This is a genomic window from Sphingomonas sp. FARSPH, assembly GCF_003355005.1.
GTDB lineage: Bacteria > Pseudomonadota > Alphaproteobacteria > Sphingomonadales > Sphingomonadaceae > Sphingomonas.
Window position 1 is genome coordinate 1772167 of sequence record NZ_CP029985.1, and the last position, 25873, is coordinate 1798039.

Sequence of the window (25873 nt, forward strand, 5' to 3'; positions counted from 1 at the left end):
GCAATTCCCCTCCCGCAAGCGGGAGGGGGGAATGGGGCTTTGGGCGAGCGGTCGAGATTTCCGAGGCTCAGGCCGCCTTGCCGTCGACCAGCTTCGGGCCTTCCGCGCCGTCGTGCAGTTCCGCGGGCAGCAACTCTGCGGGCAGGTCCTGGTAGCAGACCGGGCGTAGATAACGGTCGATGGCGAGCGTGCCGACCGACGTGGTGCGGCCGTCCGACGTCGCCGGGAAGGGCCCGCCGTGGACCATCGCATGCGCGACCTCGACGCCGGTCGGCCAGCCGTTGGCGAGGATGCGGCCCGCCTTGCGCTCGAGGATCGGGATCAGCGGCTGCGCGGCGGCGCGATCCTCCGCATCCAAATGCAGCGTCGCGGTCAGCTGCCCCTCCACGGTGGCGAGCACCTTGGCGAGCGCATCCATGTCGGCGCAGCGGACGAGCAGCGACGACGCGCCGAACACCTCATGCCCCATCGCCGCGTCGGCGAGGAAGGCGTCGGCGGTGGTCGAGAAGAACCGCGCCGTCTCGCGCGCGACGCCGTCGCCGGTGCGGCCGGCGGCGACCTCTTCGACGTTCGGATTGGCGGCGAGCGCGGCGGTGCCGTGCGCGAACGCCTGGCGGATGCCGCCGGTCAGCATCGGCTGCGGGTCGTGCGCCGCCAGCGCGTCCTTCGCCGCGGCGACGAAGGCGTCGAGGCCCGGACCCTCCACCGCGAGCAGCAGGCCGGGGTTGGTGCAGAACTGGCCTGCGCCCATCGTCAGCGATCCGACGAAGGCGGTGCCGAGCGCCGCGCCGCGCGTCTCCAGCGCATGCGGCATCAGCACGACGGGATTGATGCTCGACATTTCGGCATAGACGGGGATCGGCACGTCGCGGCCCTGCGCGATGCGGACGAGCGCAAGGCCGCCGGCGCGCGAGCCGGTAAAGCCGACCGCGGCGATGCGCGGATCGGCGACCAGCGCCGCGCCGAGCTCGTTGGCGGGGCCGCGGACGTGGCCGAACACGCCGTCGGGCATGCCGGTACGCTTCGCGGCGGCGCGGATCGCGTCGGCGACCATCGCATCGGTGCCGGGATGCGCTGGATGCCCCTTCACCACCACCGGGCAACCGGCGGCAAGCGCGCTGGCGGTGTCGCCGCCCGCGGTCGAGAAGGCGAGCGGGAAGTTGGACGCGCCGAACACCGCGACCGGGCCGACCGGGATCATGCGCAGGCGCAGGTCGGGGCGGGGCAGCGGCTGGCGATCGGGCTGCGCCGGATCGATGCGCACGCCGCGCCAGCAGCCGTCGCGCACGACCTGTGCGAACAATTTGAGCTGGCCGACGGTGCGCCCGCGCTCGCCGGTCAGGCGCGCGAGCGGCAGGCCGCTTTCCTGCGACGCGCGGTCGAGCAGCGCGTCGCCGAGCGCGAGAATTTCGTCGGCGATCGCGTCCAGAAAGCCGGCACGCGCGTCGGCGTCGGTCGCGCGATAGGCGTCGAAGGCGGCCTCCGCCGCGGCGCAGGCGGCGTCGACATCGGCGAGCGTGCTGACGGGATAGGCAGGCTCCAGCGGGGTTCCGGTCGCGGCCGCGAGGCCACGGAAGCTCTGCTGCGGATCGGCTTCACTCACGACGGTCTCCACTTCTGTCTGACTTATTTGCTGGTATAGGGCGTCTATAGGTAGGCGACCGGCGATCCACAACAACGTCGGGGTGACGAGAGAGGAAGTTTCGATGAGCGAAGTGCGTACCGTGTGGAACGGCCAGGCAACGCTGGGCGAGGGACCGGTGTGGGATGCAGGCCGCGGCTGCCTGTGGTTCGTCGATATCAAGGGCCGGCACGTTCATCGCCTGATCGAGGGGCAGGATGCGGCGCGCTGGGACGCGCCGGCGCAGATCGGCTGGGTGCTGCCCGCCGCGGACGGCACCCTGCTGGCGGGCTTGCAGACGGGCCTGGCGCGGTTCGATCCCGAAGACGGCAGCTTCACGCATCTGCACGATCCCGAGCCCGCCTTGCCCGGCAACCGGCTGAACGATGCGACCGTCGGCCCTGACGGCACCGTCTGGTTCGGGACGATGGACGACGGCGAGAGCGAGGCGACGGGCCGCGTGCACCGGTTCGACGGCACGGGCGTCACGACGACGGATATCCCGGCGGTCACCATCACCAACGGACCGGGCATCAGCCCGGACGGCGCCACGTTGTATCACGTCGATACGATCGGCGGGATCATCCATGCCGTGCCGGTCGCGCCGGACGGGACGACCGGTACCCCGCGCGAATTCGTGCGGATCGATCCGGCGGACGGTCATCCAGACGGCGTGTCGGTCGATTCGGCGGGCAACGTCTGGCTGGCCCTGTGGGGCGGTTGGGCGGCGCGCTGCTACGCGCCCGACGGGACGCTACGCACCGAAGTACGCCTGCCCGCGGCGAACATCACCAAGGTCGCGCTGGGCGGTGCAGACCTGATGACCGCTTATGCGACCAGCGCCCGCAAGGGATTGAGCGACGCCGATTTGGCCGCGCAGCCGGAGGCGGGCAACGTCTTCGCGTTCCGCGTCGACGTGCCGGGACAGGCGCAGACGCTGGCCAAAGTGGGATAAAACCGACCCCTGGGGGCGGTCAGCCGATCGCCAGCCGCACCCCCAGCGCCGCCACGAGCGCGACGGGCATCGCCACCGCGCCGACCTTCAGGAAGCGCCAGAAGCCGACGTCCTCGCCCTCGCGGCGGATCGCCTGCAGCCACAGGATCGTCGCGAGTGATCCCGTGACGGACAGGTTGGGGCCGAGGTCGACGCCGATCAGCAACGCGTCGACCATCACGCGCGGCGGCTGCGACTGCGCGACCGCGGTGCTGGCGATGAGGCCGGCGGGCAGGTTGTTCATCAGGTTCGATCCGAAGGCGAGGATCGTGCCGGCCCAGGCGGCGCCCTCCACCGGGCGCGCCGCCGCGGCGCGCAGCAGCCCCGCCACCCAGCCGATCACGCCGGTGCGGTCCAGCGCCTCGACCAGTACGAACAGGCCGGCGACGAGCGGCAGCACGCCCCAGGACACGTCCTTCGCCAGCGCGAGCGGCGATGCGCGCGCGATGACCGACACGAACAGGGCGGTGGCGATGCCGGCCAGCGCGGTCGGCAGGCCGAGTTCGATGTCGAGCGCGGAGACGACGAGCAGCAGCACCGCGGTCGCAACGATCCCCGCGAGCGCAGCCTTGCCCTCGCGGCTCAGCGTCGGCGCCGCGACGTCGCAGGCGCACGCCCCCTGCAGCCGCGATCGCTCGAGGATGCGCAGCGCCAGATAGGTCGCGACGATCGCAACGAGCGACGGCAGCGCGAATGAGCCGAGCCAGCGGCCGAGCGGCGGCATGTGCCCGCCGTAGAGGACGAGATTGGCGGGGTTGGAGATCGGCAGCACGAAGCTTGCCGCATTGGCGATCAGCGCGCAGGCGAGCAGCAGCGGCAGCGGGTTCGCCTCCGCCCGCCGCGCGACCGCGAAGACCGCCGGCGTCAGCACGACCGCGGTCGCATCGTTCGACATGAAGGTCGTGACGACGACGCCGGTCAGGTAGACGAGGCCGAACAGCCGCGGCGTCGAACCCCTTGCGCGATTGACCGCGAGCGCGGCGATCCAGTCGAACACGCCATGCGTACGCGCTGCCTCGCTGAGCAGCATCATACCGGTCAGGAAGAGATAGACGTCGAGGCCCTTCGCCACCGCGCCGCCCGCCGCCGTCAGGGGCACCAGGCCGGTGACGACGAGCAGCGCCGCGCCGCCGACCGCCCAGATCCATTCGGGCCAGCGCATCGGCCGCGTGATGACGCCTGCGGTGGCGAGGCCGGCCACCGTCCAGGTCGCGCCCGTGGCCAGGATCACTGCTTGCCCCCGTTCCTGTTCGGTCCAAGCTGGAACCCGTCGATCCCCGCGGCCGGCCATGCGCCGACGCTGTGACAGCTGTGGCCCGGCGCGACCAGGCCATAACGTTTGGGGATCTGGTCGACGGGGCGGACGAGCAGGTCGATGACGTCCTCGCCCGCGCCGCAGGCGACGCGGATCGCGTGGCGACCGGCGGGCACGACGACGCGCGCGTGCCAGCCCCCGTCCGCGTCGCGCGTCATCACCTGCGGCGCGTCGCCGTCGACCGAGACGAGCACGGGCGCGTCGGCCGTACCGAAAACGCGCGCGACGACGTCGACCGCACCGGGGCGGGGCACTTGCGCTGTATCATACGGACGGGTGACGAGGCGCAGGTCGCAGGGCGAGACGATCTGGACGTGGGGCCAGGCCGCGCCGGTGCGGCGAAAACGCCAGCTCGGCACGCGGTCGTGCAGCGCGACGATCGTATAGCCGGGGGCGCCGTCGTCCTCCTCGATCTGCCCGGTCGAGCGCGTCGCGCCATAGACGACCGCGCCGTCGTTCAGCAGCTCGTTGTAATGGGTGTGGCCGGTGTCGACGAAGGCGACGCCCGCGTCGGCGAACGTGCGCGCGATCTCGTCGCCATCGGCGGCGAGGTCGCAGGGGAAGGCGTGCATGAAAACGAGCGGCACCTGCCCCGCCGCCCGTGCGGTGGCGAGTTCTTCGCGTAAGCGGTTGCGATCGTGCATGGTCAGGCGGAAATCGGGGCCGCCCGCGCCGGCGGTGATGATGTCGAGGTAGATGCAGCGATAGCCGCCGATCGTTTCCGCCTCCGGCCGGTTCTCTTGCGGCACCGCGGCTTCGTAGACGGCGAGGTGGCCCGGCTCGACATCGTGGTCGCCGGGAATGATCCGCCACGGCATGCCGGCGGGCAGGCGATTGAGCGCGGTCAGCATCGCGCGATACTGGTCGTCCTCGCCATGGTTGGCATTGTCGCCGGGCAGAAAGACGAAGTCGACCTGCCCCGCGAGATGCTGCGCGATCTCTGCGACGATCGCTTCGAAGCGCGCGAGGTTTTCGGGCGCGACCGCTTCCAGATGCAGGTCGCCGACATGGACCCAGGCGATCGACGCGGTCATTGCGCGTCCGCCTTCGTCCCGGCGCAGGCGGGGCGCAGCGTCGCGGCGAATCCGATCCACAAAGCGAGACTGACGAGCGCGAAGCTGCCGAGGATGAAGAAGGCGAGCTTGTAGCCGATCAGCTGCGCCAGCCATCCGCCGATTGCCGGCGACAGGCTGGCGCCCACGCCCTGCACCGTCATCACCGCGCCCTGGCCGACGTTGACGCGGCCGGTGCCGTTGAGCAGGCAGGCGACGAGGCCCGGCACCGCGACGCTCTGCAACCCCGCGCCGATGCCGTCGAGCGCCTGGACCGGCCATACGCCCCAATGTTCGATGACGCTGCCCGCGATCAGCCCGCGCACCGGCAAAGCCGCGAACGAGATCAGCATGACCAGCCAGTATCCGCGCCCTGCCGCCATCTTCATCGCGACGAGGCTGGTGACGATCATCACCGCCTGCGCGACGACGACGGTGGTCGCGGTAAAGGTCGCGGCATTGCCCTTGCCCGCGCCGACGACGGCGAGGCCATAGAGGGGCAGCATCGCGCCGTTGCCGAGGTGGAAGCAGGCGAGGCAGGCGGCAAGGATCAGCATCGGTTTGTTGCGCAGCAGCGTCTTGAACCCTTCGGCCTTGCTGTCGCCCGCGCCGTCATCGTCCGTATCGCTCTCCAGACCGCGCGCCGCCTTGTGGTCGATCGCGCGTTCCGGGATCATCAGCACCGATGCGATGGCAAGCACGCCGAAGGCCGCGGCAAGATAGAAGATCGCGGGCATGCCGAACTTCCAGCCCAGCCAGCCGGACAGCCCCGCGCCGACCATGTTGCCGGCATGGTTCCACGCCTGGTTGCGGCCGTTCTGTGCGTTGAATCCCTTTTGCCGCACGATGCCGAGCGTCATGCCAGTGACGGCGGGACCGATCGCCGCGCCGGCGATCGCGGTCGCGACCTGGCTGACGGTGACGACCAGCCCCGATTGCGACCACAGGATCAGGAAGGAGGCGAGCACCGTGCAGATCCCGGTGACGACGACGACCCAGCGCTTCTTTTCGGTATGGTCGATGAACGCGCCGGCGGGCACGGTCATGATCATGCCGGCGACGCCGCCGGCGGTCATCACGGTGCCGATCGGCCCGGTCTGCCAGCCGCGCTGTTGCAGGAAGACGCCCAGGAACGGGCCGATACCCGCCTGCATGTCGGCCATGAAGAAATTGAGCGATTGGAGCAGGCCGCGCGCGCGGCGCGTATCGTCGCGGTCCGGCGCTTTGCCGGACCGGTCCATCGGAAGCGTGGTCGCCATCGGTCACCTTCGCGTTGAGGGGCCGCAGCAAAACTATGTTACGATGCTTTGGGTCCGCGCCGGGCCGATGCTGCCTAAATAATTGTATACACGGCCGCGATCAGCGCACCGACAGGCGGTTCATCATGATCGTCGCAAACCGGTCGAGCGGACAGTCGATCGCGCAGCCGGGCACGCGCAGCAACATGCCCTCCACCCCCGGCTGCAGCATGCGCAAAGCCTCGATCGGCTGGATGCGGTAGCTGGTGCGCACGAAGCGCGCGCCGGTTGCGGGATCGCGCAGCAACGTCAGCACGAGCGCGCCGTCGGGCGGCACGTCGCCGCTTGCATAGTCGCGGCTGACGAGGTCGACGCGCAGGGCCGCGGCGAGCGCGGTGACATTGGTGTCGTGTCCGACGAACAGGTCAAGGCGAGGCGCGCGACGCGCCTCCAGCGATGCCAGCATGGCGCGACCGAGCGGACCGGCCTGGCGCGCGGCCATGTAGGGCGATCGGGTGAACACGTCGAACAGCGCGGCATGCAGCGCGCCGAGCCGCTTGATCGTCGCGGCATCGGCGCGGCCCCAGCCGACCTGCGCCGGCGGCAGGCCTTGTGCATATTGCAGCAGCAGCACCTGCGCGATGCCGGAGCTGCGCCGGATCGGACCGGTTAGCTCGATGCCGCGCCCGTCGGCGCTCGCGCGCACGGCGGCGCCGTCGCGCGGCGTGCACCCGGTCTGCTGCGGACAGGCGAGCACCCGGTCGAGGAGGTCGAGTTCGGCGCGATGGCGTTGCGTCAGCCGATCCATGCCGCCGGTATAGCGGTTGATCGACGCGATCGCGGCGGCGGGATCGAAGCCGCTGCCCGGCGCGCGTAGCGCTTCGAACCGCGGATCGACGGTGCCGGCGGGCTGATGATCGACGGTGAGGCCGCAGCCGGGCGCGAAGCCGCGCGCGAAGGCGGCGGCGCTGTCGATCGTACGCTGGCTGGTATTGCTGCGGATGCGCACCGTGCCGCGTTCGGGACAGCCGGCGGCGGTGAACAGGCGCTTGTCCGCGAGCCAGGCGCGATCCTGCGCGCCGCGCAGTTCGAGCGCGGCGGCACCGTGCGGCGTCAGCTGTTCCGCCGGGACAGGCCAGCGCGGCCAGGGCGCGCCGCTGCGCGTATCCGCCGGCACTTCGCCGTCGATGGGGGCACGAACGCCATGACGCATCACCATGACGACGCGGTCGATGCGCAGCGCGGGCGGCGTCGCGTCGGCGGGCGGGGCTGAGACCGACGACAGCGCGGCGGCGAGGAGCAGGTGGATCATCGGCCTTCACCCTGGCAGGTTCGTTACGCGGGCCGGCGCGTTATGCGGCCGCTTCTGCCCCATCCATAGGACTATTACGGCTACGTTACATCTTTATGGCCGAAACGGATCGGATTTCGACCGAAACCGGCCATTGAGGGTGGGCGTCAGCGCGAGGGAATGGCGCCGCCGAGTTGCGTGCGGAGGGCGCGCACCTGATCCGCGGGAATGGGCGGCAGCGCGGCGGCGGGCTTGCCGCGGCGCAGGCGGGCACGGTCGCGCTCGCCGGGCTCGACGACGCGCACCCGCACCGCCGCCGGGCCGCCGCGCAGGCCCAGCATGTCGGCGGCGGCGCGCGACAGGTCGATGATCCGGCTGTCGCCGCCGCCGAACGGCCCGCGATCGTTGACGCGCACAAGGATGCGCGCGCCGGTGTCGAGTGCGGTCACCTCGATATAGCTGGGCAGCGGCAGGGTGCGGTGCGCCGCGGTCGGCCAGCGCGGGCGGAATTTTTCCCTGAGCGCGGTGCGATTGCCCGATTCGCCGCCATACCATGTCGCATAGCCCAGCATGTCGTAGCCCGGCTGCGCCGCCGGAACGTAAGTATGCCCGCGCACCGTATAGGGCCGGCCGATGCGGACCGGGGTGTCGCTGACCGGCCGATATCCGCCCGCGCAGGCGGCGAGCGCCAGCGCGAGTGTGATGCCGGCGGCCGCGCCCGTCATTCGGCGGGGGCGGGGGCGCCCTTTGCCGGTTTGACGTAGCGGTCGAGCCAGTCGGTCATCTGCCACAACGTCTCCTCCGTCGATTCGAGCGCGCGATAGCCGTGCGGCTCGTTGGGCAGCACGACGTAGCGCACCGTCGCGCCATTGCCCTTCAGCGCGGCATACATGCGTTCCGACTGGATCGGGAAGGTGCCGCTGTTGTCGTCGGCGCCGCCGTGGATCAGCAGGATCGGCGTCTTGATGCGGTTGGCGTAGGTGAAGGGGCTCATTTCCGTATAGGTCGGCGTTGCCTGCCAATAGGTGCGCTGTTCCGCCTGGAAGCCGAATGGCGTCAGCGTGCGGTTGTACGCGCCCGACCGCGCGATGCCGGCGCGGAAAAGGTCGGTGTGCGCGAGCAGATTGGCGGTCATGAACGCGCCATAGCTGTGCCCGCCCACCGCCATACGGCTGCGGTCGCCGACGCCCAGCTTCGCGACCGCGTCGACCGCGGCCTCCGCATCTTCGCGCAATTGCTTGACGTAGGTGTCGTTGGGCTCGGCGCCGTTTTCGCCGATGATCGGCATCGCCGGATTGTCGAGCACCGCATAGCCCTGCGTCAGCAGGAACAGGTGGCTGATCCCGCGCGGGCGGACGAAGCGGTTGCCCTGGTCCACCGTCTGGCCGGCGACCTTCGCGTCCGTGAATTCGGCCGGATAGGCCCAGAGCAGCGTCGGCAACGGGCCGTCGCGCTTCGCGTCATAGCCCGCCGGCGTGTAGAGCGTGCCCGACAGCGGCAGGCCATCGGCGCGATTGTAGGTGATCGTCTGCTGCTTAACCCCCGCGAACACCGGCGCGGGATCGGCGAAGGCGGTGACCGGGCGCGCCGTATTGCCCTTGACGGTGCGCACCACGTAATTGGGCGGCTGCGTCGCGCTTTCGCGCCGGGTCAGGATGCGTTGGCCCCTGTCGTCGAGCATCGACACGAGTGTTTCGTAATAGGGCGCCCGGGCGGTCCACAGCCGGCGTTGCTCTCCGCCAGCGACTGGCATGGTCGCGAGGAAGGGAAAGGCGCCCGCCTTGGTCGCGCCGTTGCCGCTGACGAAGACCGCGGCGTGATCGGGAGTGAAGCGCATCACCGGCTTGCCCGCGGCATTCGCCTCGGTCACCGGCGTGCCGGGATCGCCATATTGGTCCTGGTAGTTGCGCGTCAGCAGCAGGCGCGGCGCGCCCGGCGCATCGGGCGATACGGCGTAGCGATGCTCGGTACGCGTCTTCCACTCCCGGTCGCCGATCAGCGCGAAGCCGCCGTCGCCCCACATCACCTCTGCAAAGCGGCTCTGCGTCTTCGCCAATTCGACGGGCGGTGCGGTGAAGGGCGCGGCCTGCATCACGACGCGGTCGTGGAACGGCACCTTCGCCTTGGGATCGCCGCCGTCGAGCGCCTCCGCCCAGGCCAGCGTCGCTGGTGCGTCGGCGCGCCATTCCACCTCGCGCGGGCCCTTGACGGTCGCGTCGAAATCGACGGGCAGGTCGTCGGCGAGCGGACGGTCGACGATCGTTCTCACCGGTTGCCCGTCGATCGTCGCGACCGCGATCTCGGTCGGGAAGAAGCTGGCGGGCAGCAGATAGGAATAGGGACGCTTCAGCCGCTGGGTTAGGAGGTAGCGGCCATCGGGCGAGACGCTGAAATCGCTGTACAGCCCCGGCTGGCCGACCGCGACCGGCGTGCCGCCCGCCAGGTCGACGCGCGCGAGCTGGCCGGTGAAATAATGGTCGAACAGCGCGGCGTCGTGCGCATTGCCGATCAGATCCTCATACGTGCGCGCGGCGGAACGGCGGCCGTTGCTCTCCTGCACCACCGGGCCGTCGGGCGTCGCGGTTTCCGCCGGTGCGGCGCCGCGGCCGGCGGGGACGAGTCGTGCAATCAGGCTGCGGCTGTCGGGCAGCCAGGCGAAGGCATCGCCCGAGAAGGCCGCGTTGACGCCGCCGGCGACCCTGCGTGCGGTGCCGCCCTCGCGATCGGCGACCCACAAAGCGAGCCCGTCCGGCTCCTGCGCGAGGAAGGCGATGCGCGCGCCGTCGGGCGACCAGACGGGCGCGGTGAAGCGCATGCCGGCGGGCAACGCGACCGGCGTCTCGCGCCCGCTGGCGATATTCTTGAAGCTGAGGCCGGTCAGCCATTGCGTGCGCACTTCGGCCTGGCCGTTGGTGGCGGGATCGATGCGATAGCCTCCAAGGCGCAGGATCGGCTTCGACAGGTTGGCGATGCTGGGCAACCCTTCGCGCACGATGATGCCGAGCGTGCGATGGTCGGGGCTGATCGCGGCGCCCGGCGTCGGCGGCGTCTCCAGTATCTTCGCGATCGCATCGGGCGCGCGGTGATAGCCGGTGGCGGCCGGCGTCTGGGCGGCGGCGATCGTGGTCGAGCAGAGCAGCAGGGGCAACAGAGCGAACGTCGCGCGCATCGGGCATCCTCGTGATGGTGTCGCCGGGAAGAGTGGCCGATAGTAGGGGCGGGGTCCAGTTGGCCGGTTGCTTCCCTTCCGCAGATGGAAGGGAAGGCGACGTCTCTCTCGACATTCGTCCTTTGGCCGCCGATGGACGAGCGTATGGAGCAGGACGGCGGGGGCGGGGCGCGGGTCGGGCGCATCAGGCTGGCGGGATTCGCCGCCGGGGATCTCGCGTTCAACCTCTATTGGCAGAGCGCGATCCTCTACCTCCTCTTCTATTACACCGATGCGCTGGGGCTGCGCGTCGAGACCGCGGCGACCATCTATCTCGTCGCGTCGGTGTGGGACGGGCTGGTCAGTTTCGCGGTCGGCGTGCTCGTCGACCGGCGCGGCGCGGCGGCGGATCATCGCCGCGTGCTGATCGTCGGGGCGATGCCGCTCGGCCTCGCCTTTTGCGCCGCCTATGCGCCGCCGCCACTGACGGGGCGCGGGGCGGAGATCGCAGTGCTGGCCGGCCATCTCGTCTTCCGCACCGCTTATGCTTTGGTCAACATCCCCTATCTCGCGATGTCGGCGCGGGTCAGCGCGAACAGCCGCGATCGCGCCTTCGTCGCCGGCTTGCGCATGCTGGCGGGGACGGCGGCGGCGGTGCTCGTCGCGCTCGGCACGGTGCCGCTGGGCGGTGCGGTGATGGGCGTGGCGGGAGGCCCGCGCGCGTTCCTGGGTGCGGCCTTGCTGTTTGCGGGTATCGCGAGCGTCGTCCTGATCCTCGTCGGCTGGACGTTCCGAGACGCGCTCGTCTGCGCCGATGCGCCGCCGGCACCGCGCCCGCGGCTGTCCGTCGCGCTCGCCGGCGTGGCGCGCAACCGCGCCTTCACCACGCTCGCCGCCGCGATGATGGCGATGGTCGTCGCGACCAGCGTGCTCAACAAGTCGGTGCTCTATTATTTCAAATACGTGTTCGGCGATCAGGCGGCGGGCCAGCTCGCGCTCGGCGCGATGATGGCGGTGAGCGCGGCGGCGGTGCCGGCGTGGATGATAGTGGCACGCGGCATCGGCGTGCGGCGCCTGTGGTTCGCCGCGATCGCCCTGTGCAGCGTCGGCCTTGCCGTCTTCGCGCTCGCCGACCTGCCACGCGCGGGCGCGATGCAGCTGTTCCTGGTCGGGATGCAGGCGGCGACGGTCGGGCTGCACTTCGCCTTCTGGGCGATGCTGCCCGACGTCATCGATCATGGCGAGCGCACCGGCGGCGTGCGGGCGGAAGGAATCGTCTTCGGCATCGTCGCACTGCTACAGCGCGTCGCGATCGGCATCGCGACGCTGCTGATCGGCGTGTCGTTCGGCGAGGCGGGTTATGTCGCCAATGTCGCGCAGACGCCCGCGACGCTCGCGGCGATGCGGATGACCATCGCGCTGGTGCCGCTGGCCGGGTTCGTGCTTTCGGGCCTGCTGATGATGCTGAGCCCGATGCGCGCGGAACGCCGCGCGGCGCCCCGTCCGCCCCGCGAGGCGGACGGGACTTAGGCGTCAGCGCACCAGATCGAACGTGCCGTGCACGCCGGGCGCCTGCGCGGACGGGGCGATCCACACGTCGAACGTGCCGGGCTCCACCGTCGGCTTCAGGTCCTTGCCCAGGAATTCGAGCTGCGCGCGGGTCAGCGTGAAGGTGACCGTCTCGCTCTTGCCCGGGGCCAGCGCGACCTTGCGGAACGCCTTCATCTCGCGCACCGGCCGCGTGATGCTGGCGACGCGGTCGCGGATGTAGAGCTGGACCAGCTCCTCGCACGCGCGCGTTCCCGTGTTGGTCACCGTCGCGGACACGGTGATCCGCCCGTCCCACGCCAGGCTGGCGGGCACCACCGGCGCGTCATAGGTCACCTTGCCGTACGTCAGGCCGTGACCGAAGGGATAGAGCGCGGCGTTGGGCGCGGTGCGCCACTGCGCCTTGTACGGCACGCGCGGCCCCTCCGGCGCGGGGCGGCCGGTCGCCTTGTGCGCATAATAATAGGGTTCCTGCCCGCTTTCGTACGGGAAGCTCAGCGGCAGGCGACCCGAAGGGCCGACCTTGCCGAACAGCACGTCGGCGATGGCATGGCCGGTTTCCGATCCCAGGAACCAGGTGACGAGGATCGCGGGCGCGTCCCTGACCGCGCCTTCCAGCGCGAGGCCGCGGCCGTTCTTGAGCAGCACGACGATGGGCTTGCCCGTTTTGGCGACGGCTTCGGCCAGCGCCATCTGCGGCGCGGGCACGGTGATCGACGTGCGCGATTGCGCCTCGCCCGACATATTCTCGCTCTCGCCGATCGCGAGCACGACGACGTCGGCGGCCGTGGCCGCGGCGACCGCCGCGTCGATCCCGCCGGCGATCGGCGCCTCGACGCCCGAACCCTCGGTGACGGTGACATTGGTCGCGCCCGCCGCCTTCACCCCGGTGGCAAGGTCGATCGCCTGGTTGTTGTCGCCATAGACGACCCATGGCCCGTTGAGGTCGTGCTGGCCGCTGGCGAACGGACCGATCAGCGCGATCTTGCGCCGCGGGTCGAGCGGCAGCAGGTCGCCGTCGTTCTTGAGCAGCACCATCGCCTTTTGCGCGGCCTCGCGCGACAGCGCGAGCGCCGCCCTGGTGCGCGAGCGGGCGGCCTCGCGCTTCTTGTCGATGCGGCGGAAGGGGTCGTCGAACAGGCCGAGCATGTGCTTGACCGCGAGCACGCGGCGCACCGACTGGTCGAGCAATTGTTGGGGCACCAGCCCCTCGCGCACCAGCGACGGCAGGTACAGCGTGTAGAAGTTCGACTGCATGCTCATGTCGACGCCGGCGAGGAACGCGATGCGCGCGGCATCCCTGCCATCCTTCGCGAAGCCCGCGGCGATCATCTCCTCATCGCCCGTATAGTCGGACACGATGATGCCGCGGAACCGCCATTCGTCGCGCAGCACGTCCTTCATCAGCCACGGATTGCCGGTGGAAGGGATGCCGTCGATCTCGTTGAACGAGGCCATGCCACTCATCGCGCCCGCGTCGAACCCGGCCTTGTACGGCGGCAGATAGACTTCGCGCAGCGTCCGTTCGGAAATGTCGACGCTGTTATAGTCGAGTCCGCTTTCCGCCGCGCCATAGGCCGCGAAATGCTTAACGCAGGCCATCACCGCATCGGTGTCGGCAAGGCTCTTGCCCTGGAAGCCCTTGACGCGCGCCGCGGCGAACAGATTGCCGAGCAACGTGTCCTCGCCCGCACCTTCCATCGTCCGGCCCCAGCGCTGGTCGCGCGCGATGTCGACCATCGGGAAGAACGTCCAGTCGATCCCCGCCGCCGCCGCCTCGAACGCCGCCATCCGCGCGGTGCGCATCGCCAGATCGGGCTCGAAACTGGCCGCTTCGGCGACGGGCACCGGGAAGATCGTGCGGTGGCCGTGGATGACGTCCGCGGCGAAGATCAGCGGGATCTTCAGGCGCGAATCGCGCATCACGGCGGTCTGCATCCGCCGCGCCATTTCCGCGCCATTGCCGTTGAACACGCCGGTCAGCTTGCCCGCGATCGCATCGTTCACCTGACCCTCGAAGCTCGGGCCGTTGGAGGGCGGGTTGAGCCCGGTCGCGATGCCGCCGCTCCACGCCGCGGCGTTGAGCTGGAGCTGCCCGGCCTTTTCCTCCAGCGTCATCTTCGCCAGGATCGCCTCGACGCCGGCGGGCAGCGCCTGCGCGTCCGCCTGCGCGAGCAGCGCGCGCGCCGGGCTGGCGGCCCAGGCGGCGATGGCCCCCGCGCCGAGCAGCGCCGCGCGGCGCGAGATGTTGGTGTCGGTCATGGCCTCGGATCTCCCCTCAGGTGCGCCGGATACGCGCGCGATACGGCCTGGTGCGGCCGGCCGGCTTTTCGCGTTGACGCTTGCCTGTAACCGGTTACACAGGCCGCGGGCGTCGCACAAGATGCGTCGGCAGGGGCTTGATCGTCCCGCAGAGGATTTGGGGAGGGACGGCGTGCGACAGGTATCCGCCACGATACGCGACGTGGCGCGCGAGGCGGCCGTATCGGTAGCATCGGTTTCGCGCGCGCTCAACGGCCACAGCAGCGTCCACCCCGAAACGCGCGCGCGCGTCGTCGCCGCGGCGGATGCGCTGGGCTATGTTCCCCACGCCGGCGCGCGCAGCCTGTCGCTGGCGCGCAGCCATGCGATCGGCGTCGTGCTGCCCGACCTGCACGGCGAGTTCTTTTCCGAAATCGTGCGCGGCATGGACCGCGAGGTGAATGCGCGCGGCTATCACCTGCTGCTTTCCAACATGCATGCGGATGCCGCGCTGGCGGCGCAGGCGATGCGATCGATGCGCGGGCGCGTCGACGGACTGATCGTGATGGCGCCGCAACTGGATGCGGCGGGGCTCGACGCGGCGCTGCCGCGCGGCGTGCCCGCGGTGCTCGTCAATTCGCACGACGGCATCGGGCGCGCGGCGTTCCGCATCGACAATGCGAGCGGTATCGCCGCCAGCGTCGCGCACCTCGCCGCGCTCGGCCGGCGACGGCTGGTGCATGTCGCGGGGCCGGCGGCCAATATCGACGCGCGCGAACGCGCCGACGCCTATCGCGCCGCGCTGGCGCGTCACGCGCCGGACGTCGCGCCGATCGTCGTCGAGGGCGATTTCCACGAGGAGTCGGGGGCGGAGGCGGTAGCGATGCTGCGCAATATGGGTGCAGCATATGACGGCATCGTCGCAGGCAACGACATGATGGCGCTGGGCGTGCTGCGCGCGTTGCGCGAACAGGGCGTCGACGTTCCCGGCGCGGTGGCGGTGACCGGGTTCGACGACATTCCGCTCGCCCGCTACCTCGGCCTTACCACCGTGCGCGTACCGCTGGCGGAGATGGGCGCGCGCGCCGTCGGTCGCCTGGTCGACGCGCTGGAGGGCGCGGCGCTGTCGCCCGACGTGCAGTCCGTCGCCACCGAACTCGTCGTCCGCACGACCACCGCGCACGTACCGCCATCCTCTCCGGGAGCCCCATGACCGACCTTCTCGCCCCGCTCGATCGCCGCACCCTACTGGCGCGCGCGCCCCTCGCAGCTGCGGCGGCCAGCCTGCCGATCGCGGCGCTTGCCGCGCCCCGCACGACGTTGCCGGGGTGGTTCGACGATCTCGAACAGCGCACTTTCCGCTATTTCTGGGAACTGGCGAACCGCAAGAACGGCCTGGTTCCCGATCGCTGGCCGACGCCGTCCTTCGCCAGCATCGCTGCGGTCGGCTTCGCGCTCACCGCTTATCCGATCGGCGTCGAGCGCGGCTGGATCCGGCGCGAGGAGGCGCGCGACCTGACGCTGACCACCTTGCGCTTCTTCGACACCGCGCCGCAGGGCGAGGCGGAAACCGGCATGGCCGGGCACAAGGGTTTCTTCTACCATTTCCTCGACATGGAGACGGGGCAAAGGTTCCGCGATACCGAGCTTTCCAGCGTCGACACGACGCTGCTGTTCCTCGGCATCCTGTTCGCCGGCGCGTGGTACGACCGCGCCGACCCGGTCGAGGCGGAAATCCGCCGCCTGGCGCAGCGCATCACCGATCGCGCCGACTGGCCGTGGTTCACCAATGCGCGTGGCAGCGTGTCGATGGGCTGGCACCCTGGCAAGGGCTTCATCGATCGCGCGTGGGAGGGGTATAACGAGGGGATGATGGTCTACATCGTCGGCCTGGGCAGCCGCGGCAAGGCCCTGGGCGACGGCGCGTGGAGCGCCTGGGCGAAAACCTATCCCGAATTCTGGCGCGGGGAGGGGGCGACCCGCCATCTCGCCTTCGCACCGCTGTTCGGCCACCAGTACAGCCAGATGTGGATCGATTTCCGCGGCATCCGCGATGCGACGATGCGCGCGGAAAAGCTCGATTATTTCGAGAACAGCCGGCGCGCGACCTATGCCAACCGCGCCTATTGCATCGCCAATCCGATGGGCTGGCGCGGCTATTCGCGCGACATCTGGGGGCTGGCCGCCTGCGATGGTCCGGGCAATTTCGAACTGCCCTATCGCGGCGGCAGCGCGACCTTCTACGGCTATGCGGCGCGCGGGCCGCTTGGCCAGCCAGACGGGCGCGACGACGGCACGATCGCGCCGACCGCGGCATTGGGCAGCCTCGCCTTCGCGCCCGAGATCGTCGTGCCCGCGGCGGACGCGATGAAGCGCTGGCCCGGCCTGTACGGCAAATACGGCTTTCTCGACAGCTTCAACCCCTCGTTCCGCTACACCGACGTGCGGCTCGAAACGGGATCGGTCGATGCCACGCGCGGCTGGGTGGCGCGCGACTACCTCGGGATCGACCAGGGCGCGATCGCCGGCGCGGTCGCCAACATGCGCGACGAGGGCGTGTGGCGGGTCATGCGGCGCTCGCCGACGATCCGCCGCGGCCTGCAACGCGCAGGCTTCACCGGAGGGTGGCTGGGATGACGCACGCCGAAGCCGCCTCCCATCCCAATCCCCCGATCAAGACGATCACCATCGTCGGTGGCGGCACCGCGGGGTGGATGACCGCCGCGCTGCTGTCGCGCCTGTTCCTCGGCGCCTACACGATCCGGCTGATCGAATCGGAGGAGATCGGCACGATCGGCGTCGGCGAGGCGACGATCCCCGCGATCCGCACGTTCAACGGCCTGGCCGGCATCGACGAATTCGACTTCGCCCGCGCGACGCAGGCGACGTTCAAGCTCGGCATCGAGTTCCGCAACTGGGGCGGCATCGGCGACAGCTACGTCCACGGTTTCGGCAAGATCGGGCAGGACCTCTACTGGCTGCATTGCCACCAGTTCTGGCTGAAGGCGCGTGCCGCCGGCCGCGCCAAGCATCTCGACCTCTACGCGCTCAACACGCTGGCAGCGCGGATGAACCGCTTCGCGCTGCCCGATCCGTCGAACCCGCATTCGCCGATGGCGGACCTCGACTATGCCTATCATTTCGACGCGTCGCTGTTCGCGCGCTTCCTGCGCGGGCGGGCGGAGGCGGCGGGGGTGACCCGGATCGAGGGGCGGATCGTCGCCGCCAACCGACGCGGGCACGACGGCTTCCTCGACCATGTCGTGCTCGCCGACGGGCGCACGGTCGACGGCGATCTGTTCGTCGACTGTTCGGGTATGCGCGGGCTGCTGATCGGCGATGCGATGGGCATCGGCTACGAGGACTGGAACCAGTGGCTGCTGTGCGACCGCGCGCTGGCGGTGCCGAGCGCGCGGGGGCCGGGGCCGCTGACGCCCTATACCCGGTCGACCGCGCATGCCGCCGGGTGGCAATGGCGCATCCCGTTGCAGCATCGCACCGGCAACGGCCACGTCTATGCCAGCCAGTTCGTGTCGGACGACGCCGCGGCGGATACGCTGCGCGCGCATCTCGACACGCCTGCGCTCGGCGATCCGCGGCCCGTCCGCTTCCGTCCCGGCAAGCGCCATCGAGCGTGGGAGAAGAACGTCGTCGCGCTGGGTCTAGCCGGTGGCTTTCTCGAACCGCTCGAATCGACCAGCATCCACCTGATCCAGACCGGCATCCTGCGCCTGATCGCGCTGTTCCCGGGCCGCGGTTTCAATGCCGCCGACATCGACGAATACAATCGGCAGACCGATTTCGAATATCGCGACGTGCGCGATTTCATCATCGCCCATTACAAGGTGACCGAGCGCGACGATTCCGAATTCTGGCGATACCTGAAGGCGATGGACGTGCCCGACAGCCTGACCGAACGGCTCGATCTGTTTCGTGCGTCGGCGCGCTTCTTCATGCATGGCAAGGCGGAACTGTTCCGCGAGGAAAGCTGGGTGCAGGTGCTGCTCGGCCAGCGGCTCGAGGCGGCGTACGATCCGATGGTCGACATGATCCCCGCCCAGGAGGCGAACGCGTTCCTGCGCGATGTCGAGGACGTGGTGGCCGATGTCGCGAGGGGCCTGCCGACGCATGAGGCGTTCATCGCCCGCCATTGCCAGGCGCCTGCCACCGCAGCCTGATGCGCGGGGGAGACTGTGACAGTTCGGCAACAACCGGAATGATAGTGAAACGCGCCTGACGTGGCTGGTTGTAACCGGTTACGGTGGCGAGTAACCGGTTCCATACGCCCTTCGCGATCCGTGGAGTCGACGCGCGTCGTCCATGCGCCACGGAAGCAAAAAGGGGCTGGTGATGGTGAGGGGATGAACATGGCTTCCAGGATTCAACGCGCGCACGTCCGTCGCGGCATTTCGGCAGCGGCGCTCGCCGCGGCACTGGTCTTCGGCGCGCCCGCGCTTGCGCAGGCGACGTCGACCTTGCGCGGCCACGTCGAGGGGCCGACCGGCACGACGGTGACGATCACCGATCTGACGACGGGCCAGGTCATCACCGCGCGCACCAACGCGACCGGCGACTATACCATCCCCGGCATCCGCCCGAGCACGTATCGCGTCGACGTCGCCGGGCAGAAGCCCGAACAGGTCGTCGTGCCGATCGGCCAGATCATCACCGCCGACATCGGCACGCCCGATCAGGCCGCCGAAACCACCACCGTCACGGGCAAGAACGCCGGCGACATCATCGTCACCGGCCGCCGCACGCAGGAAGTGCGCACCGCCGAGGTCGCGACCAACGTGTCGCAGCAGCAGATCGAAAGCCTGCCGCAGAGCGACCGCAACTTCCTGAATTTCGCCGCGCTCGCGCCCGGCGTCGCCGTCACGCCGGGCCGCGGCAACCGTCAGGTGCAGGCGGGCGGCGTCAGCGCCGACAACATCAACGTCTTCATCGATGGCCTCAGCCTCAAGAACCAGGTCAACCACGGCGGCGTCGCCGGCCAGAACTTCAGCCAGGGCAATCCCTTCCCGCAGCTGGCGGTGCAGGAGTTCAAGGTCGACACGCAGAACTTCAAGGCCGAATACGAACAGGCCGGCTCCGCGATCATCACCGCGGTGACCAAGTCGGGCGGCACGTCGTTCCACGGCACCTTGTTCGGGGAATGGCAGCCGAGCTCGTTCTACGGCACGAAATATTTCGATCGTCCGGGCAACGCCAACAACATCGACGGCTCGCGCAAGCAGGGCGATTACGACCGCAAGCAATATGGTGGCGACCTGGGCGGCCCGATCATCAAGGACGTGCTGCACTTCTACGGCGCGTTCGAGGCGACCGACCAAAAGGCGCCGTCGAAAGCCGTGCTGCTCGGCAACACCAACGCGACCGATCCGACGCAGATCGTACCGCAGGCGATCGCGCAGCAATATAACGGCAGCTATCCGCAGGACTTCCACCAGAAGCTCTACTTCGGCAAGCTGACCGCCTTCGTCAGCAACGCCGACACGGTGAACTTCAGCGGCTTCTTCCGCCGCGAAAGCAATCTCGCTGACTTCGGCGACACGTCGGTCCCGTCGCACGGCCATCTGTTGCAATCGAAGATCGACCTGTACCAGCTCGAATGGAACCATCGCGGCGACAACTGGCTGAACGAGGCGACCGTCGCCTATAATACGGTGTTCAACGGCACGCCGCGCACCAGCAGCGGCCCGGAAATCAACCTGGGCTTGCCGGGCGCCGTCGTCGCGCAGCTCGGCACCAACGGTTTCGAACAGGCCGACAACCAGAAGACGTGGACGTTCAAGAACAACGTCACCTTCTTCGGGCACGGGCATATCGTGAAGGCGGGGGCGAAGGTTTCGCTCAACGACCTGTCGCGATCCGAAGACAATCTGGGCAACGGCGCCTATTATTTCCGGCCGTCGACCTACACGACCTTCGACGCATCCACCCCGCTGCAGGCGGCGGTGTCGGTCGTGCCGGTGCGTCCGGCGATGGCCAAGGATACGCAGATCGGCGTGTTCATCCAGGACGACTGGACAGTCAATTCGCATCTGACGGTCAACGCCGGCCTGCGCTGGGATTACGAGACCAACGCGAAGAACGAGAAGTTCGTGACGCCCGCCGGTATCGTCACCGCACTGCGCAACTATCAGCCGTGGCAGGCCGCGGGGATCAACCCGAACGATTACATCTCCACCGGCACCAATCGTAAGCCCTATTGGAAGGCGTTCCAGCCGCGCCTGGGCGTTTCCTACGACGTCAACGGCGACCGCGATCTGGTGCTCTTCGCGGGCGCGGGTCGCTATTACGATCGACCCTTGTTCATCGCGTCGGGGATCGAAACCGTGAAGGCGCTATACCAGCGCACCGTCACGCTCAGCTTCTGCGACGGTCCGGGGCAGCCGACCTGCGCCTCGGTGCGTGCCGGCAACAACGGCGCGCTGCCCGCGACGACGCTGGCGTGGAATGCGAACTACAAGAATGTCGATGCGCTGCGCGCCGCCGCGACCGCGACCGGTGTCGGCGGCGACGTGTGGCTGCTCAACAACGATACCAAGCTGCCCTATTCGGATCAGTTCAACTTCGGCATGCGCAAGCGGGTCGGCGCGATCCAGACGTCGGTCACCTTCAGCCACGTGCGCAGCCACAACATCTTCAAATACGTCCGCGGCAACCGCCTGCCCAATGGCCAGTATACGACGCAGGGCGATCAGTGGATCGAGGACAATTTCCCGGCGCAGGGCATCCTGCCCGGCTATAGCGGCAAGCTGAACATCGGGTCGAACGACGGCAAGGCCTACTACACCGCCGTCTACTTCACCGCTGAAAAGCCGTTCGTCACCGGATCGCGGTGGGGCTTTACCTCGACGCTGACGTTGCAGCGCGCGCGGTCGAACGTCGCGCAGGAATTGCAGGGCGACGAATTCTACAACGGTCCGCGCGTCGATGCCTATGGCATCAACTATGTCGCGGGCGTCGAGAAGTGGCGCTTCGTCGGCACCGGCATCGCGCGCGGTCCATGGGATACCAAGCTGTCGGTCACCGGCACGTTCAGCTCGGGTCCGTCGTTCGGTCAGGTCATCAGCCGTCCCGCACCTGCAGAGTTCCTTAATTCAAGCGGGACCTACGGCAATTTCGGCGGCGTGTTCTGGCCCGACCAGATCGTCGGCTATGCCTCGGTTGATGCGCGCATTTCGAAGACGTTCACGATGCCATGGGGCCACGATCTCGAGGTCAATTTCGCGGCGTTCAATATCTTCGATTCGGTCAACCGCACCTATTCGGCATGGGGCGCGGGATCGGGTGTGAACCCGACCAAGCGCGAAAACGACACGCAGGGCGTGCCGCGCTCGTTCCAGGTCGGCGCGCGCTACAAGTTCTGAGTGTAAATTAGAGAAAATTAGCGGATAATGCCCGCCACATTTGCATAATATGGTGGCGGGCATGAATAAAAGTGAAGAATTAGAAGTTTCCGCAGACTGGAGTCCCGCTGCCTACTGTTCCTGTCCGTGAGTCGTAATTGAATATATAAACACATCGCGGAGCCCCGTTATATACGGGAACCTCATGCTTTGCTGGACCATAAACATAGGTATAATAAGAGCCCAAAACATCAACAATGTGTGACGCTGTCCAGTCGTTGACTGGCTGGCTATTGACGTAAAATATATAGCCGGAGTCCATTTTTTCTTGGACTATTCTTATCCATTCATCCCGGCCTTGTTGGGTAAATTGAGATAATATAGTGTATCCTTTATAGGTATCTTGGGCGGATAGTTCTTGCGGGGTCATAAAAAGCGACGCTAGAAAGAATGTCAAAATCTTGATGCGCATCACGAGACACTCCCTATGAAAGGTTATTTTCTCGACTACCTTGAGAAGATCCCGGTGATATATATAAGGCGGTGTGCACAGATCGGCAATGTTAATTGCGTCGCAAATGGCATGTTTCGCAAGTAGATTCGTCAAATATCGTAGATACAGAATGCACGTTTAGAAAAAGCCATTTGCCGCCTCGTTTCTACATATTTTGCACGCTGATCGACTCAGCGAAAGTCCGGGGCCGTATGGAGTCGTTAGGCAAACATCTGGCCCACCCCGTGGCTCCACCGAAACGCCCCGATCGTGAGCGCGCCAGCATGACCCCCAGCCTGATCCGCGTCGGCGCAACGCAGAGCCCGGTCGTTATCGTCGATGATGCGACCGGCGATCCCGCTCGTATCGTCGACCTCGCCGCCGCGCTGGCACCCTTCCCGACCATGTCCGGCAGTTACTATCCCGGCGTCCGGCGCGTGCTGACGCCGGCGGACGGCGCGGCGCACGATTATGCGACCGGGCTGCTCCACGCCCTTGCCCCCTTTATCGGCGGCGCGTTCGACGTCGACGGCTTCGACTGGATCGAGGGGAGCTTCTCGATCGTCACCGCGGATCCCGCCGCGCTGTCGCCGGCGCAGCGCGCGCCGCATTTCGATGCGGCCGACCCCGCTTACATCGCGGTGCTCCATTATCTGTCCGACACCCCCGGCACCGGCACCGCTTTCTATCGCCAGCGCAGCACCGGGATCGAGCGCGTCGACGCCGCTAACCGCGCCGCCTTCGTCGCCGCCGCGCGCCGCGACAGCGCCGCGCTTACGGGCTACACCAACGCCAGCAACGCCGCCTTCGAACAGATTGGCGCGGTTGAAGCGAAACGCGACCGGGTCGTCCTCTACCAGGGGTGCCTGCTCCATTCGGGCATCATTCCGCCGGGCATGCCGATGAGCGCCGACCCGCGCATCGGCCGCCTGACCGCCAACCTCTTCATCCAGGCGCAACGATGATCGCCAGCCTTCTTCTCGCCGCGGCGGCGCAGCACACCTACGCCAACCCGGTCGACATCGACTATCGCTACAATTTCGAACAGGTGAACGAGGGCGTATCGTACCGCACCGGCGCGGACCCGGTGATCGTGCCGTTCAAGGGCGCCTATTATCTCTTCCTGACGCTGGCGGACGGATATTGGCGATCGACTGATCTCGTCACCTGGCGCTTCGTCACGCCCAGCCGCTGGCCGGCGGAGGGAATCGTCGCGCCCGCGGTGACGTCGGATGGCGAGCGTTTGCTCATCATGCCGTCGATGACGACGCAGGGGACGATCTACGCGACCAGCGATCCCGCGAGCGGCCGAATCGACTATTTCGTGCGCCGTATGCCGGCCTTGCCCAATGCGGTGAAATCGGGGCTGGAGGACACGATCAAGCCGGGGCAGGTGCCGCCCGGCCCGTGGGACCCGGACTTGTTCCAGGACGATGACAAGCGCTGGTACCTTTATTGGAACTCGTCGAACGTCTTTCCGATCTACGGCGCGCCCGTATCGTTCGCCGATGGCAGGATGACGTACGGCACGCCGCGCCGCTCATTCATCCTGCTCGATCCGGACAGGCACGGCTGGGAGCGGTTCGGGCAGGATCATAGCGGCACGCTCCCCAACGGCACGCCGATCAAGCCCTTCATGGAGGGCGCGTGGATGACCAAGGTCGCCGGGCGATATTATCTGCAATATGGCGCGCCCGGCACCGAATATAATTCATACGCCACAGGCACGTATGTCGGCACCTCGCCGATGGGGCCGTTCACCTATGCGCCCTACAACCCCGTCGGCTACAAGCCCGGCGGGTTCGTGCAGGGGGCGGGACACGGCAACACGTTTCAGGACCTCAACGGCAATTGGTGGAACACCGGCACGCCGTGGATCGGCTACAACTGGACATTCGAGCGGCGGATCGGCATGTGGCCGACGGTGTTCGACGCGGACGGGCAGATGCGCGTGTCGACGCGTTTCGGCGATTTTCCGCAGCGGATGCCGACCGCGCGGTTCACCGATCCCGATGCGCTGTTCACCGGCTGGATGCTGCTGTCCTATCGCAAGGCCGCGACGGCGAGTGCCAGCGTCGCCGGCCATGGCCCGGCGGATGCGACCGACGAAAATCCGCGCAGCTTCTGGCTGTCGCCGACGAAGGCCGCCGGCGCGACGCTAACGATCGATCTGGGCGCGGTGAAGACGGTGCGCGCGGTGCAGGTCAATTTCGCCGATTATCAGGCGGGGCGGTTCGGCGATGCGCCCGACATCTATACCGAATTCCGGCTGGAACAGTCGCTCGACGGGCGGACGTGGCGCCCGCTTGCCCGGACGGAGGCGCCGCGGCGCGACCGGTCCAACGCCTATTTCGAACTGCCTGCACCGGTGCGCACGCGCTATGTCCGCTACGTCCACGGCCATATCGGCGGCGCGCATCTCGCGATCAGCGACCTGCGCGTGTTCGGGTCGGCGGGCGGCGCGATGCCGGGCGCGCCGACTTTGGTCGCGGCCACGCGCGGCGCCGACACGCGCGATGCCACGATCCGCTGGCGGCGGGTGCCCGGCGCGGTCGGCTACAACGTGCGCTGGGGCATCCGGCCCGACCGGCTCGCGCTGACGTATCAGGTCTTCGCGGACCGCGTCGCCGATGGCGACGCCGCGACGCTACCGTTGCGCGCGCTGACCGTCGGCCAGCGTTACTATGTCGCGGTCGAGGCGTTCGACGAGAATGGCGTCTCGTCCTTGAGCCGCGTTGCGGCGATGTGAAGTCGCGCACGGCGAGGGACTTAAAGTTGCCGATCGCTGCTGCTACCCGGTCGTCATGACGCCGCAGATCACCGTCACCCGCCACGGCCGCGAGGACCAGCCCGTCGTCGTCATCGACGCCTTCGCCGATGCCGAAGCTTTACGCGAAGACGCGGGCTTCCTGTCGTTCGTGCCGATCGGCGAACATTATCCCGGGATCCGCGCGCAGGTGTCGCCCGCAATGCTGCGCCCGATGCTTGCCACGATCGCGCCGGTCGCGGCGGAGGTGTTCGGGTTGACCGACCTCGATGTCGTCGATGCCTTCTACTCGCTGGTCACGGTGCCGCCGTCCGCGCTCGCGCCGATCCAGCGACTGCCGCATTTCGACGAGGTGTCGCCAAGCCGGCTTGCCTTGCTCCATTTCCTGTCGCCCGACGAGAGCAGCGGGACCGCCTTCTACCGCCAGCGCAGCACCGAATTCGAATCGGTCGATGCTGCGCGCCTGCCTGCCTACCGCGCCGCGCTGCAGGCCGATCTGGCGCGCCATGGTCTGCCCGATGCCGGCTATATCGCGGGCGACACGCCAATATTCGAACAGGTCGCGCTGCATCGCGGGCGGTTCAACCGCGCGATCCTCTATCGCTCGAACACATTGCATTGCGCCTATATTCCGCCCGGCCTCGCGCTCAGCGACGACCCGTTGTCGGGGCGGCTGACGGTCAACACCTTCCTCGACGGACGGCTCGTCTTGTAACGCTCTGTTGCCCGAATATCACGCCGCGATCCGGCGGCATGAATACGTATGTGGCCATGTTGGCACGAAATCCCCCTTTGTTCACAAGCACTCGG

The 25873-nt window shown here is 68.3% G+C and carries 17 protein-coding genes; 9 read left to right on the forward strand and 8 right to left on the reverse strand.

The features are described 5' to 3' along the window. Positions 1–67: 67 nt before the first annotated feature. The gene (locus tag DM480_RS08650) at positions 68–1615 is read right to left on the reverse strand and encodes an aldehyde dehydrogenase (NADP(+)) (protein WP_232833921.1); all 1548 of its coding nucleotides are present in this window, start codon (positions 1613–1615) and stop codon (positions 68–70) included. A 91-nt stretch (positions 1616–1706) separates the two neighbouring features. On the opposite strand from DM480_RS08650, the gene DM480_RS08655 reads away from it, so the two are divergent. Next, complete coding sequence (locus tag DM480_RS08655) at positions 1707–2576, forward strand: SMP-30/gluconolactonase/LRE family protein (protein ID WP_115378470.1); 870 nt, start codon at positions 1707–1709, stop codon at positions 2574–2576. Positions 2577–2595: 19 nt separating this feature from the next. On the opposite strand, the gene DM480_RS08660 is transcribed toward DM480_RS08655, so the two are convergent. From DM480_RS08660 to DM480_RS08685, 6 genes are all read right to left on the reverse strand, one after another. Continuing rightward, positions 2596–3846, reverse strand: coding sequence for an arsenic transporter (locus DM480_RS08660; protein WP_198665778.1), 1251 nt, complete (start codon positions 3844–3846; stop codon positions 2596–2598). Then, complete coding sequence (locus DM480_RS08665; RefSeq protein WP_115381046.1) at positions 3843–4964, reverse strand: metallophosphoesterase family protein; 1122 nt, start codon at positions 4962–4964, stop codon at positions 3843–3845. The genes DM480_RS08660 and DM480_RS08665 overlap by 4 nt, the downstream gene beginning before the upstream one ends. Continuing rightward, positions 4961–6241, reverse strand: a complete 1281-nt coding sequence (locus DM480_RS08670) for an MFS transporter (RefSeq protein WP_115378472.1) — start codon at positions 6239–6241, stop codon at positions 4961–4963. Before DM480_RS08670 ends, DM480_RS08665 begins: the two co-directional genes overlap by 4 nt. Positions 6242–6341: 100 nt before the next feature. Continuing rightward, positions 6342–7532 carry a histidine-type phosphatase gene (locus DM480_RS08675; protein ID WP_115378473.1) on the reverse strand — a complete coding sequence of 397 codons (1191 nt, stop codon included), beginning with the start codon at positions 7530–7532 and terminating at the stop codon, positions 6342–6344. A 146-nt stretch (positions 7533–7678) separates the two neighbouring features. Next, complete coding sequence (locus DM480_RS08680; protein WP_115378474.1) at positions 7679–8236, reverse strand: septal ring lytic transglycosylase RlpA family protein; 558 nt, start codon at positions 8234–8236, stop codon at positions 7679–7681. Then, on the reverse strand, positions 8233–10680 hold the full coding sequence (locus DM480_RS08685) for a S9 family peptidase (protein ID WP_115378475.1): 2448 nt from the start codon (positions 10678–10680) through the stop codon (positions 8233–8235). The genes DM480_RS08680 and DM480_RS08685 overlap by 4 nt, the downstream gene beginning before the upstream one ends. A 132-nt stretch (positions 10681–10812) precedes the next feature. Here DM480_RS08685 and DM480_RS08690 point away from each other — a divergent pair, with 132 nt between their 5' ends. Next, a complete protein-coding gene (locus DM480_RS08690) occupies positions 10813–12189 on the forward strand; it encodes an MFS transporter (RefSeq protein ID WP_232833922.1) in 1377 nt (458 codons plus the stop codon). A 3-nt stretch (positions 12190–12192) separates the two neighbouring features. On the opposite strand, the gene bglX is transcribed toward DM480_RS08690, so the two are convergent. Further along, entirely contained in the window at positions 12193–14469 is a 2277-nt protein-coding gene (bglX, locus tag DM480_RS08695; RefSeq protein WP_115378476.1) for a beta-glucosidase BglX, read from the reverse strand. A 172-nt stretch (positions 14470–14641) separates the two neighbouring features. On the opposite strand from bglX, the gene DM480_RS08700 reads away from it, so the two are divergent. From DM480_RS08700 to DM480_RS08730, 7 genes are all read left to right on the forward strand, one after another. Then, positions 14642–15661: a LacI family DNA-binding transcriptional regulator gene (locus DM480_RS08700; protein ID WP_115378477.1), complete on the forward strand. Its 1020-nt coding sequence runs from the start codon at positions 14642–14644 to the stop codon at positions 15659–15661. Further along, positions 15658–17085: a glucoamylase family protein gene (locus DM480_RS08705; RefSeq protein ID WP_115378478.1), complete on the forward strand. Its 1428-nt coding sequence runs from the start codon at positions 15658–15660 to the stop codon at positions 17083–17085. Before DM480_RS08700 ends, DM480_RS08705 begins: the two co-directional genes overlap by 4 nt. Further along, complete coding sequence (locus tag DM480_RS08710; protein ID WP_115378479.1) at positions 17082–18626, forward strand: tryptophan halogenase family protein; 1545 nt, start codon at positions 17082–17084, stop codon at positions 18624–18626. Before DM480_RS08705 ends, DM480_RS08710 begins: the two co-directional genes overlap by 4 nt. A gap of 189 nt (positions 18627–18815) precedes the next feature. Continuing rightward, the gene (locus tag DM480_RS08715) at positions 18816–21824 is read left to right on the forward strand and encodes a TonB-dependent receptor (protein ID WP_115381050.1); all 3009 of its coding nucleotides are present in this window, start codon (positions 18816–18818) and stop codon (positions 21822–21824) included. Between the two features lie 756 nt (positions 21825–22580). Next, positions 22581–23261, forward strand: a complete 681-nt coding sequence (locus DM480_RS08720; RefSeq protein ID WP_115378480.1) for a DUF6445 family protein — start codon at positions 22581–22583, stop codon at positions 23259–23261. Further along, entirely contained in the window at positions 23258–25045 is a 1788-nt protein-coding gene (locus DM480_RS08725) for a family 43 glycosylhydrolase (RefSeq protein ID WP_115378481.1), read from the forward strand. The genes DM480_RS08720 and DM480_RS08725 overlap by 4 nt, the downstream gene beginning before the upstream one ends. 55 nt (positions 25046–25100) lie before the next feature. Beyond that, positions 25101–25778, forward strand: a complete 678-nt coding sequence (locus DM480_RS08730; protein ID WP_115378482.1) for a DUF6445 family protein — start codon at positions 25101–25103, stop codon at positions 25776–25778. The last annotated feature ends 95 nt before the right edge of the window (positions 25779–25873 follow it).

Coding starts and splice junctions, on each gene's coding strand:
- DM480_RS08655 (WP_115378470.1), top strand. CDS start 1,707: ATGAGCGAAGTGCGTACCGTGTGGAACGGCCAGGCAACGCTGGGCGAG.
- DM480_RS08665 (WP_115381046.1), bottom strand. CDS start 4,964: ATGACCGCGTCGATCGCCTGGGTCCATGTCGGCGACCTGCATCTGGAA.
- DM480_RS08670 (WP_115378472.1), bottom strand. CDS start 6,241: ATGGCGACCACGCTTCCGATGGACCGGTCCGGCAAAGCGCCGGACCGC.
- DM480_RS08675 (WP_115378473.1), bottom strand. CDS start 7,532: ATGATCCACCTGCTCCTCGCCGCCGCGCTGTCGTCGGTCTCAGCCCCG.
- DM480_RS08680 (WP_115378474.1), bottom strand. CDS start 8,236: ATGACGGGCGCGGCCGCCGGCATCACACTCGCGCTGGCGCTCGCCGCC.
- DM480_RS08685 (WP_115378475.1), bottom strand. CDS start 10,680: ATGCGCGCGACGTTCGCTCTGTTGCCCCTGCTGCTCTGCTCGACCACG.
- DM480_RS08690 (WP_232833922.1), top strand. CDS start 10,813: ATGGACGAGCGTATGGAGCAGGACGGCGGGGGCGGGGCGCGGGTCGGG.
- bglX (WP_115378476.1), bottom strand. CDS start 14,469: ATGACCGACACCAACATCTCGCGCCGCGCGGCGCTGCTCGGCGCGGGG.
- DM480_RS08705 (WP_115378478.1), top strand. CDS start 15,658: ATGACCGACCTTCTCGCCCCGCTCGATCGCCGCACCCTACTGGCGCGC.
- DM480_RS08710 (WP_115378479.1), top strand. CDS start 17,082: ATGACGCACGCCGAAGCCGCCTCCCATCCCAATCCCCCGATCAAGACG.
- DM480_RS08715 (WP_115381050.1), top strand. CDS start 18,816: ATGGCTTCCAGGATTCAACGCGCGCACGTCCGTCGCGGCATTTCGGCA.
- DM480_RS08720 (WP_115378480.1), top strand. CDS start 22,581: ATGACCCCCAGCCTGATCCGCGTCGGCGCAACGCAGAGCCCGGTCGTT.
- DM480_RS08725 (WP_115378481.1), top strand. CDS start 23,258: ATGATCGCCAGCCTTCTTCTCGCCGCGGCGGCGCAGCACACCTACGCC.
- DM480_RS08730 (WP_115378482.1), top strand. CDS start 25,101: ATGACGCCGCAGATCACCGTCACCCGCCACGGCCGCGAGGACCAGCCC.